The 12,044-nt window shown below is 27.0% G+C and carries 11 protein-coding genes; 3 read left to right on the top strand and 8 right to left on the bottom strand.

Annotation, left to right across the window (positions count from 1 at the left end):
• Window positions 1-7: 7 nt before the first annotated feature.
• The 5 genes from KO488_RS14755 to KO488_RS14735 form a co-directional block, all read right to left on the bottom strand.
• Entirely contained in the window at window positions 8-1,231 is a 1,224-nt protein-coding gene (locus KO488_RS14755; RefSeq protein WP_216059575.1) for an APC family permease, read from the bottom strand.
• The gene (locus KO488_RS14750) at window positions 1,221-2,123 is read right to left on the bottom strand and encodes a DMT family transporter (protein ID WP_216059574.1); all 903 of its coding nucleotides are present in this window, start codon (window positions 2,121-2,123) and stop codon (window positions 1,221-1,223) included. Before KO488_RS14750 ends, KO488_RS14755 begins: the two co-directional genes overlap by 11 nt.
• A 62-nt stretch (window positions 2,124-2,185) precedes the next feature.
• Entirely contained in the window at window positions 2,186-2,977 is a 792-nt protein-coding gene (locus KO488_RS14745) for an AraC family transcriptional regulator (RefSeq protein ID WP_216059573.1), read from the bottom strand.
• A gap of 36 nt (window positions 2,978-3,013) precedes the next feature.
• Window positions 3,014-4,294, bottom strand: coding sequence for a Na+/H+ antiporter NhaA (gene nhaA / locus KO488_RS14740; protein WP_216059572.1), 1,281 nt, complete (start codon window positions 4,292-4,294; stop codon window positions 3,014-3,016).
• 20 nt (window positions 4,295-4,314) lie between these two features.
• Window positions 4,315-4,683, bottom strand: coding sequence for a Fur family transcriptional regulator (locus KO488_RS14735; protein WP_216059571.1), 369 nt, complete (start codon window positions 4,681-4,683; stop codon window positions 4,315-4,317).
• A gap of 116 nt (window positions 4,684-4,799) precedes the next feature.
• On the opposite strand from KO488_RS14735, the gene KO488_RS14730 reads away from it, so the two are divergent.
• Window positions 4,800-5,717, top strand: coding sequence for a metal ABC transporter solute-binding protein, Zn/Mn family (locus KO488_RS14730; RefSeq protein ID WP_216059570.1), 918 nt, complete (start codon window positions 4,800-4,802; stop codon window positions 5,715-5,717).
• Window positions 5,714-7,210 (top strand): nickel/cobalt transporter, encoded by a 1,497-nt coding sequence (locus tag KO488_RS14725; protein WP_216059569.1) that lies wholly within the window; start codon window positions 5,714-5,716, stop codon window positions 7,208-7,210. The genes KO488_RS14730 and KO488_RS14725 overlap by 4 nt, the downstream gene beginning before the upstream one ends.
• Window positions 7,211-7,290: 80 nt before the next feature.
• On the opposite strand, the gene KO488_RS14720 is transcribed toward KO488_RS14725, so the two are convergent.
• Entirely contained in the window at window positions 7,291-8,391 is a 1,101-nt protein-coding gene (locus KO488_RS14720) for a hypothetical protein (RefSeq protein WP_216059568.1), read from the bottom strand.
• A 331-nt stretch (window positions 8,392-8,722) separates the two neighbouring features.
• On the opposite strand from KO488_RS14720, the gene KO488_RS14715 reads away from it, so the two are divergent.
• The gene (locus KO488_RS14715; RefSeq protein ID WP_216059567.1) at window positions 8,723-9,319 is read left to right on the top strand and encodes a c-type cytochrome; all 597 of its coding nucleotides are present in this window, start codon (window positions 8,723-8,725) and stop codon (window positions 9,317-9,319) included.
• Between the two features lie 218 nt (window positions 9,320-9,537).
• Here KO488_RS14715 and KO488_RS14710 read toward each other — a convergent pair whose 3' ends face one another.
• The gene (locus KO488_RS14710) at window positions 9,538-11,031 is read right to left on the bottom strand and encodes a PLP-dependent transferase (protein WP_216059566.1); all 1,494 of its coding nucleotides are present in this window, start codon (window positions 11,029-11,031) and stop codon (window positions 9,538-9,540) included.
• 23 nt (window positions 11,032-11,054) lie between these two features.
• Window positions 11,055-12,044, bottom strand: a 990-nt coding sequence (locus KO488_RS14705; RefSeq protein ID WP_216059565.1) for a trans-sulfuration enzyme family protein, incomplete at its 5' end; no start/stop codon positions are given.

Genomic DNA, 12,044 nt, shown 5'->3' with positions numbered 1-12,044 from the left:
ACATCACTTATTTTAAAGAATTAGATTTCTTAAAATAAGTGAAAATAAATAATCCAATAATTACAGCTAAAATAAAAATATTAGAGAAAAGTAAAATAACTCCAAACAAAATAGTTAAAATAATTGCACTAGTTTTAAAAAAACCTTTTTCAAAAAGAATAATAGCTGTAATCAAACCTATTATTGCATTTGCAATAAAGAACCCATCTGCAAAGGCAACTAAATTCTCTAGTGTTAAAACATCAAAATATACTAATAAAAGTGTAATAATATATATTATTGATAAAAGATTCAATGCACCAATAGGAGTATTATTTTTCAGATGTTTTGAAGTATAAGAAGTAAGTTTTAAAGATGAAATAAGTCTTGAAACACCACCTACGAAAAGAATCAAAGTACCAACACAAAGTATTGTTGATACACTTGCTAAAATGATATTTGAGTACTCTTTAAAAATAGGTTCTATTATCCATACAAGTTTAAAATCTTCATCTTTTGGAAACTCTCCAAAACAAATAGCTAGAGTTGTTAAGATATAAACTAAAGATATTATAATCGCAGATAATTTAACAGAATTTGTAAGTATTTTAGTATCTTTTACTTCTGTTGAATAATTTCCAATTACTTCCCATCCCACGATTGACCAAAATACAATAATCAAAGCATGTCCAAGTTCATTTAGTGATATAGATGGAATTAAAAAACTAAACTCATTTATCTGTAGTATTATATTTATACTTGAAATTAGAAAAATAAGTGTAATAGCTGAACTTACTACTAGCATGATTTTTCCAAGGGAATCAATCTTTATCAAAAGTAGAATATAAGTAATAATATAAGTAAAAAAGCCTAGCAGTTCAAGCGAAATATTTGGGAAATAAGGCTGTATAAATTGTGCTGCTATTATTAAAACAGCAACTGGACCAAAGAAAACTGCGCATATTAAATAAAAAGATGTAAGAAGTTGATATTTTTTACCCATTGCTTCTTTAGTTGCAAGAGACACACCACCATCCCCTGGATATAAAATTGCAAGTTTTCCAAATATAAGTGCAAAAACAAAACCTAAAATTAATATAATTGCCCAAACAACTAATGTAAAGTTTCCAACCATATTATATAAAAGTGGAGGAAGAAGTATTAACCCTGAACCTAAAATTGGTCCAATAATTAAACCTGATAAGGTAAAGGTATTTAGTTTTTTAGTATCTTTGTTAATGTTATTGCTCAATTTTCTTCTTTTTAAATATGGTAATATTATTTAAGGTCTTAACGGCAAAAAGTGTTAAAATTACACCTATAATTGTAGTTAGATGTACAGTTTCACCTAAGAAAATTATACTTAAAATTATAGCAAAAAATGGAACTAAAAAGATAAAAGAACTTACTTCATTTGTTCCTAGTTTTTCAATACCAATAAAATATACACTTGTTGCAAAAGTCGTTGAAATTATTGATAAAACTAAAAGATTTATCCAAAATATTGAATCAAATGCTTCATAGTTTATTGCAGAAAAATCTACAAAAAATATAGAAACCATTGCTGTACTTATGATATACATATACAAGGTAAATACCATAGGAGAAGTTTTAGTAATTTTTGAACTTGTAATTGTTAAGGCAGGCCATAATATACTTGCCCCTAAAAAATACATATTTTGTGTTGAAAATATTTGTTCATATGAAAAAGACCAAATGTTAAGCATTGTAAGTACACCTACTCCTCCAATTATAAGAGCAAAAATATCTTTTCTTAATATTTTTTTACCAAAAAATAAAGCCATAAAGATAAAAGTATTTATAGGAATCAAAGTAGTTACAAGTGCACCTCCAAGTGATGCTGTTCCATGCATTGTTCCTAAGAAATAGCACTTTAAATATACAATCATAATAACAGATGCCAATACAGCTAGTAATAAGCTATGTCTATTTATATAAAAATATTTTTTAGTTATTATTAGAACTGGGGCTAAAGTTATAATAGTAAAGAAGTTTCTTAAAAATATCATTTCATATTCATTTACATAAGAACTTAATACTTTTGCATTAACCCATGATGCACCCCAACCAGCCATTGCTAGAATCATTAAAATATAAAATATGTTTTTATTTGCTTGTGTCATATGTATCTTTTATCTATCGATTTTTTTATTCTGGAAGAAGTATAGTAGAAAATAAAAATAATTTATAGAATAATATTGCTATTTTTTTGTAAATAAGATGGCGTGTAACCAAAATATTTTTTAAAGTTACGTGAAAAGTGAGATTGATCGTTAAACCCGACTTGTACACTTGCAGAACTAAGTGAATATCCATTTTTGATTAGATTATTTGCACGATTTAATCTTTCATTTACTATAAAAGCATGAGGTGTTAATCCAAAGTTTTTTTTAAATAATCTTAAAAAGTGGAATTTACTAAGGTTTACATTTGATGCAAGTGCTTCTAGTGTAAAGTTAGTATCAATTGAATCATTGATAAATTCATAAGTATCTTTGATTATTTTTTTATCTTCAAATATATCATTATATTTTTTAGTATAAATTGTAGAACTAATTATAAGATGAGATAAGGCATCAATTAGATTAGATTCTATTACTATATCATCTTCATTTTTAAAATATGAATCAAAAAAATTATGTAGTTTTGCAAATAATATTTTATCTTCAATTATAAGTCTTTTAAAAAAAGGTGTTTTTCTATCATAAAATATTTGTTGATATAAATCTGTCATAAGATCAACTGATGGATAGAAATTTACATGAGACCAATCTTTAGATTTTCCAGCATGAACTTCACCTGGATTGTTAATTCGTACTGAATATTCATAAGACTCATAACTTTCATAAGAATTATAAGATTTTAAAACACCTCTATATGTTAATCCTATAGTATATGTATCATGGTAGTGTCTAGTAAAATCTGCAGTTGAATGTGTAACATTTTCAAAAAGAGTATTTGTAAGTAACTTTGACATGAATTATTATATCTAAATAAAAAAGCATAGATTTAACTATGCTTTTTTTACTCTAAGAATTAATAAAACACCAATAATGGCTGCAATAAATGAAGCTGCGAAAACACCAAGTTTTACTGCCGCTATTACTGATTCATCTAAGAAAGCAAGGTGTGTTATAAAAATAGACATTGTAAATCCTATTCCACCTAAGAAACCAACTGCTATAACCTCTGCCCAAGAGATATTATCTGGTTTTTTAACTATTTTTAATTTAGTAGCTAAATATGTAAATCCAAAAATACCAATAGGTTTACCAATAATTAGACCAAACACAACACCTAAAACTATCATTAAGTTTGCATCTATTGTAGAAAAGTCTATAATTACACCTGCATTTGAAAAGGCGAATAATGGCATGATAAAAAAGGCAGATAAACCATGAAGTTGATGCTCTAATCTTACAAGTGGATTTTGAACCCTATCATAGTTGTATCCAATATTTTCAAGTGAATCAATTTGATGATGGTTTAACATAGGAATTTCATCTATATGTTTTTCAAAATCATCAATATCTTTTTTTGATTCTTCAATAAAGTTTTTTTCATCAAGTTTAGATTTGATTGGAATTGCAAAAGCTAATAAAACTCCAGCAATAGTTGCATGTATACCAATAGCATGAATATATACCCATAAAGCGATACCTAAAATTAAATAAGGTAAAAGTTTTGTAACACCTTTAATATTTAATCCCCAAATTACTGCATATATAATAGCTGCATGTAAAAAATATTGTGTTTGAATATCACTTGTATAAACTGTAGCAACAACTAAAACAGCACCTAAATCATCTACAACTGCAAGTGCAACTAAAAATAGTTTTAATGCTGGATTTACTCTTGTTCCTAAAAGCATTAAAATACCAAGAGCAAAGGCAATATCTGTAGCCATTGGAATACCAAATCCTAGTGGATTATCAGGATTAAAGCCTACATATATAAGTGCTGGAATTAACATTCCACCAATTGCAGCAATAATTGGGAATGATGCTTTAGCAACACTTGATAATTCACCTATCATCATTTCTCTTTTTATTTCAAGTCCAACCATAAGGAAGAATAGGGCCATTAATCCATCATCTATCCAGTACGTTAATGTCATAGATATTGAAAGTTCTCCAACATTGATTCCAAGAGGTAAATGCCATAAGTCGTAATAGTCTTGTCCTAAACTAGAGTTTGCAACAATAACAGCTGCAACTGTTGCTAGAAAAAGTAAAATTCCACTTAGGGCTTCTTTGTTTATAAATTGATTTAATGCAACCAGATTTTTAAGCATGTTTATTTCCTTTTAATTTTCTATTTGTCTAAACATTTAGGGCAAATACCCTTAATGATGATATTGTCAATTTGATATTTTGAAAGCTTTAAATCAAGCTTTTCATGGATACATTCTATTTTTGAACATGAAGTACAAATGAAATGAGAATGCTTTGTTTTTTGAATTTCAAAATATCTCTTTTTATCATTTGATTCAAAAGAATTTATAACATTTTCTTCTTCAAATTTTGTTATATTTCTATAAAAAGTTGCTTTATCCATCGACAATTTACTTTTTATATCCTCATAAGATAAGGGTTTATTAGAAGATATTAATATTTCTAATATAGTTTTTCTTGCACTTGTTAATTTTATATTTTTTGTATTTACTATGTTTTCTATATTCATAAAGCAATTATATCGAGTTTTCTCTAAATTTATTTACAACTAAGTTGCATTAAAGAAAGAATTCATTAAAATTCGCTAATCGCAACTAGGTTGCAGTATTTGAAAAAAGGAAATAAATGAAAAGATTATTAATAGCAACTTTTTTAATGATAGCGTCATTAAATGCACAAGTAAAAAATGTAACTGTAAGTATTTTACCTCAAAAATATTTTGTAGAAAAAATAGCAGGTGAGAAGATAAATGTGAATGTAATTGTAAAGCCAGGTTTTTCACCTGCCACGTATGAACCAAAAACATCACAGATGAAGAAATTAGCTGATTCAAGTATTTATTTTGCAATTGGTGTACCTTTTGAAAATTCATGGCTTAAAAGATTTCAAAATTCTAATAAAAATATGTTAATTGTAGACACATCAAAGAGTATAGAAAAACTTGAAATGGAAAAACACTCACACCATGAAGAAGAAAAACATGAAGAGCATCATGATCATGAAGAGCATGCAGATCATGATGAACACCATGAACATGAGGAACATGAGGAACATGAATCTTCAGATCCACATATTTGGAATGACCCAATACTTGTAAAAGTTCAGGCAAAAAATATTTATGATGCTCTTATAAAACTTGATAATACAAATGCTTCTTTTTATAAAAAAAATTATGAAAATTTTATAAAAGAGTTAGATTTATTAGATGTGAAACTAGAAAGTATTTTAAAACCTTTTGAACATAAAGCATTTTTAGTATTTCATCCATCATGGGGATATTTTGCAAAAAGATATTCACTAGAGCAAGTTGCTATTGAATCGCAAGGTAAAGAGCCAAAACCAAAAGAGCTTGTTGAACTAATTAAAGATGCAAAAGAACATAATATAAAAATAGTATTTGTATCTCCACAATTTTCGAAAGGGAGTGCGGAAACTATAGCTAAAAGTATAAATGGCTATGTTCATGTTATAGATCCTTTATCCGAAAATTGGGAAGAAAATCTTATTCAAACTGCGCAAAAAATAGCTGATACTTATAAATGATAAGATTCTTAGTATTATTCCTCCTATTTAAGAGTATCCTTTTTGGATGCTCTTTATGCTCAATTTATTCTCCTCGAACTGATATTTCTATAGATATTAATGCTAATGAACAACTAATTAAAGATGCAAAATTTAAATGGACTTTCTCTAAAGAATTTAGTGATGAATTAATGCGAATTTATGATGTTAATCTTGATGGAACATTTAGTAAAAAAGAACTTGGACCTATTAAAGATTCCTTGTTAAAGTATATCAAACCACTAAATTATTTAACTTTTATATCATATTCAAATAAAATCGTAGAAGAAAGCAGAGATTTAGATGTAAAGGAACACAAGCTCTTTTTTGAAAAAGGCATTTTATCTTTTGAATATAAAGCAAATTTAAACTACAAAATTTTTGATAAAAATGAACTTTATATAAGAATCTATGATGAATCAGAATATTTTTCTATTTTTTTAGATGAAATGAAACAATCATTTACTATTCCTTATAAGGTAAAAAAAGTTTTTTCTGAAGATAATATATCATATACAATTGATGCTCCAGGATTAAAACAAGCTCCACAAATAGAAGAAAAAGAGATAATTGAAGAGAAAGAGACAATAGAAGAAAAAGAGATTTCTATAACTGAGAGTTTTAAAGAAGAAAATCTTATTAAAGTTGAAGATAGAAAAAGTGAAGTAAAACCACTTGATAAATTTGTTCAAAAAATCAAAGAATCTTTATTAGAAATTGAAAAAGGAGAAGATAAATATGCAATTGTATTTTTATTATTTGCATCATTTGTTTATGGAATGATACATGCTTTAGGGCCTGGACATGGTAAGGCTTTAGCATTTTCATATTTTTCTTCTAAAAAAAGTACTTATTCACAAGCTTTTCTAATATCATTTTTAACAGCATTTATTCATATAGTTGGTGCTTTAGTATTAGTGAGTATTTCTATTTTTATTATAGAAGGTATTTTTTCTAGTTTTTTAGATGATTCAATTTCATATATTACAAAGACTAGTGCGGTATTAATAATGCTTTTATCTATGTATATTTTATATAGAAAATTAAAAAATAAATCATGTGCTTGCTGCGCTTGTAATATTCCAGATGATAAAAATCAAATATTTACAACATTTAGCCAAAAACCAAATTATGTTTTTAAGAATACTAATAGTATACATATTCAAGATAAAAAGAGCAAAAATGAAAATTTATTTTTTGTATTAACTGCTGGCTTAATTCCTTGTCCTGGAACGGTTATATTATTTGTTTATGCATTTATTTTAGAGACTTATTTTTCTGTATTCTTAGCGAGTATTTTTATTAGTTTAGGTATGGGTTTAGTGATTTTTGCTTCTTCATTCTTAGGTGTTTCTTTACATAAAGTATCTCAAAAATCAGGAAAAATTACTAATATATTAGAAATACTAGCACCTATTTTTATGTTTATTCTAGGTTTATTACTTTTATTGAATTCTAGTAGTTTTAGTTTTTAATTAATTTTAAAGTCTAAATTTAAATCAAAGCTCTGAATTATTAATTCAGAGCTTCTATTTTGCGCTTATATTAATTTAGTTTAGAATAACCAAAGAATATTAGCTCTTCCTACTGTTTCTTTATCAGTATTTAAATCATCATCAACTTGTGCCATTCTTACGTAAGCTGTAAGACCTTTTGTAATTTTATATGTTGCTGTTGCATAAATTTCATTTACATCTGTTGTTTTTCTTTCCATATCAGCATAAGTTAAAGACAGATTTAACTTAGGAACTACATCTACATTTAATCCAGCTTTGATTAATTTTGAATCATCATTTCCTAATAATCCTACTTTCCAACCTTTTAAGTTTGCACTTGCATCAGTATCAAAAGTAACCCAACCCCCATCACCAGTTTGACCATAAGCAACTTCTGCACCTACAATTCCAGCTTGTACTTTAACGCCAGCTTTCCATAATTCATGATCAACATTTACTCCATCAATATCACTTGCTGTATATCTAACAGAAGGAGTGATTTTTACACTTCCTGCATCAATACCAGCTGATGCTCCCAGAGTATAAGTTTTATATTTATCTTCCATTGTTGCATATAACCCATCTAAAGATACTTCACCAATTTTTGTATTAAGACCTGCTTGAATATATGATTCTCCACCAGTAATTGCAGTTCCTGGGAATATTCCAACTGTATCACCATAATCAAAGTTAGTATTTGCAAAATAAGAGGCAGTAAAATTAATATTAGCAAGTTTACTAGTTAATGTAAGACCATTAGCTTCAGAAGTAGCCGTTGCTGGATCATAAACAACAGTTAATGGCGTATCAACACCAACTTTACCAGCAGAAATTGAAGTATTCTGAATACCTGTATAAGTAAAGTAATTATATACCATTAACACGCCTGAATATGGTGCAGAACCACTAGTATCATCAACTTCAAGGTTAGCTCCTGCAAACATGTAACTAATATCATCTGTTAATTTACCACTAGCTCCTAATACTTCTTTATGTGTATATTTAGCACCATTAACATCACTATCATCATATCTTACTTGAGCATAACCAAATACATCAAAATTATTTGCTACTTCAGCTAAAGTATTTGCACTAAGATTAGATGTTAATCCCGTTAATGTTACAGCAGCCACTAAACTCATTTTTACTAATTTTTTCATTTTCTATTCCTTGTCTAATAGGTTTATTTTGTTAATTAATAAAGAGTGATTTTATTTAAATTCATTAAAAAAAATAACTATAAATTAATGAAACATTGAGAAAGTGTACTTGGCTTTTTTTAAACTTTACTTAGTGCTATAATCATGCTACAAAGACGCTATACTGGGGCTATATAGCCGCTATACTGAAGCTATAAAAACCTGTTTTTTTATTATTTTGTTTCAAAAAATGCCTAAAAATCATTAATTTTATAATTTTAAATTGATAAAATTAAAATTTGAAATTTTTTATGATATTCTAGTTTTATAAAATTAATTTTGAAGGAAAAAAATGAAAATAATTACAAAAATAGCATTAATTACAAGTTTAAGTACTTTTGCTTATTCTGAAGTTACTATATGTTTTAAGAAAAATCATTCAGATATCTCTACTTTAGAGAGTGTAAAATTAGATGGAGGAAAATGTTTAGGAGTTAATAGTCAAAATGAAATGTTAAAACAAGGTTGGACTTTACAAAACTTTAATATAAAAGAGGGTGATTATTTATATATATTTAAAAAAGATGATAAAAATTTAAATGTTACAAATAAAGAATCAATTGAATCTATTGTTGAGAAGAAAATTGAAGAAAAGAAAACTGAAGATTTAACTAAGACTTTAAAAATAGAAAAAGAGAAGTCTTTCTCACTTGGTAAAAAAACATACCTATCTAAATGTTCTTCTTGTCATGGAATAAAGGCTAATAAAAAAGTAGGTAATTCAGCTGTTTTAAATAACATGAGTTTAGATGATTTTTTAGATTCTCTTAAAGGATATAAAATTGGTTCTTATGATTTAGGAAATGCAAGTGAAATGAAACCCTATGCAGTTGGTTTTTCTTCTTATGAGATGAAAGGTATTTATGAGTATATAAAAAATATAAAATAGTTTATAATTTAAAATGCAGAGTATATTAAGGAGAATTATACTCTGCATGAGGAAATTTTATTCTTAACTTTAAGTATTTAAGGAATTCGCAAAAAAGCTAAATATTTAAATATTAAGTCTTTTGTCATTAAAAATATCTCCAAATGACAGATGTAGATATTTTCTAGAAGAAGTATACTTTATTATTATAGCCCTCAAATAGCTATTTAAAATAAATACTACTTTATTCTTTCAAACTCTTTTATAATCTCTTCAATAGGTTCTATTCCTACGGAGATTCTAACTAAATCAATTGGCAAGGAAATTTGTTTTAAAAACTCATTTCCTTTTTTTGTAAGAATTAAATCATAATGAGCAAGATAAGTATATGGCATAAGTAAAGTAAATTCCGTACCTAAACTAGGCCCCTTTGCAAAATTTAATTTATCATAAATTTCTTTTATAGGTTTATTAAAAGTAACAGAAACAACACCTGTATATGAATTATCATCTATTATTGTTTGTGAGTAGTTTTCTTTATTGTTTTTATCAAAACAGTAAAATACTTCATCTATATAAGAGCAGTTTTCTAAATACTCAACTAATTGTTTTGTATTTGAAGATATTTTTTTTACTCTTGATCTATAGTCTTTTATTTGTAAAGCTAATCTTTGTATATCTTTTATATACACGCTCTCACAGTACCTAAAAAACTCTGTTGTCATATGAGATAAGTTATGCTTTTTGTTTAAAATAATTGCACCCATTAAAACATCAGCATTTCCACAAGCAAATTTTGTAAGAGATTCTACAAATATATCTGCATAATTTTTTAAATCGAGATTATATGGTGTTGCAAATGTTGTATCTATTACTAAAGGAATATTGTACTCATCACAAAGTTTTCTCAATCTTTTTATATCAACACTTGTTAAAAGTGGATTTGTTGGAACTTCTGTAACTATAGCACTTACTTTTAAACCATTTGTTTTTAAATATTCTTCAAGTAAATCTAAATTTGTAATATCTGGAAATATTTTTTGTTGAGTATAGTGATGATTTACAATATTCATAGTGTCTAAATACAACCAACCAAATTGAACTAATATATCTCTTCCATTATGACTTTGAATTGAGTTTAAACCTCTGATTATTGAATAAATTGCATTCATACCTGAAGGTGCTAAGCATATGTTTTCTTTTGGCTGAGAATATGCGTCTGCTAGAGTTTGAATAATTATATCTTTTGATGTATCTTTATCCTCTACATCTTCTTTATGAAGAGTATCAATAAGTTTTTCTTTATATAAATACTCTTCTGCTAATCTTGAAGATAAGTTACAACCAACATGTTGAATATAAGTTAAAACTTTTTGAAGTTGGCACGTTCCTTTTTGAACTAAAATAACTCCAAAAGGTTCATCTATTTCAATTTTATTATGGATAAAATATTTATCACTTATAAGATCAACTGCTTTTGATGAACTTAGTACTACAACTTCATAATCATCAGAAACTTTATATTTTTCTTTTATAAAAAGTCCAAGTTTCTTTAAATATGGATGAAGAATAAACCTAGGATATCCACTTTTTATCTTTTCTAAGATTTCTGGTGTTTGCTCTTCATAATCTATTACATCTTGAATTAAAGGCATTGATACTGATACTGCATGGACATTATTTATAGGTAATGTTTCACCGCATTTTATTGCTTGAAAAAACTCTTTATTCATATACTTTTTATTCTTTCTTTAATCTATTTTACGGCTTGTTCAATATCTTTGATTAAGTCTTCTACATTTTCTAAACCAATTGAAAATCTAACTGTACTGTCACTTATTCCAATTGCTGCTAATTCTTCTTTAGAAAATGTTGCATGAGAAATTTTTGCAGGTATTTCTACTCTAGAATCTGGACTACCAAAAGAACATTTTTCTCCAAATATTTTTGTATTTTCAATAAACTGCTCAGCTAACTCAATACTAGCAAAGTCAACACAAAATAGACCTGGAATATATTTCATTTGCTCATTTGCTAAATCATATTGAGGATGTGATTTCAAACTTGGATGTGTAACTTTTTCTATATAGTCTTGATCTTCTAAATACTGTGCAATTAAAATTGAGTTCTTTTCATGTTCAACCATTCTCACCTTTAATGTTGGAATTCCTAATGTGATTAAATATACATCCATAGGATTTTGAGATCTTCCACCTGCATTTGCATAATAATGTATTTGCTCTGATAACTCTTCCGTCTTTGCAACTATTGCACCAGCAACTACTGCTCCATGACCTGAGATATATTTAGTAGTTGAAAATAGTGAAAAATCAGCACCAAGATTTAAAGGCTGTTGAGATATAAATGTAGCAAGTGAATTGTCAACTGCAAATAAGGCATTATTTTGTTTTGCTAATGCAGCAACTCTTTTAAGATCAATAATTTTTAAGCCAGGATTTGTAGGACTTTCACATAAAACTAAATCAATAGGATTTGATTTTAAAATATTCTCAAGATTATCAAAATCTAAGAAATCTGCAAAATGAACAGTAACATTATATTTCTCTTCAAATATTTTAAGTAATCTAAATGTTCCACCATAACAATCAGCTTCAACTAAAATATGAGAATTTGCTTGTAATGTAGTTTCAAAAAGTAGGGCAACTGAAGCAATACCAGTATGTGTACAAACGCAACCAGCTCCATTTTCAACTTCAGTAAAAAGATTTTCTAACATTTCTCTTGT

Origin of the sequence: Poseidonibacter lekithochrous (genome assembly GCF_018861145.1) — a bacterium.
Lineage (GTDB): Bacteria > Campylobacterota > Campylobacteria > Campylobacterales > Arcobacteraceae > Poseidonibacter > Poseidonibacter lekithochrous_A.
The sequence above is the reverse complement of the archived record's forward strand: the minus strand, read 5'-3'. Positions and strand labels throughout refer to the sequence as shown.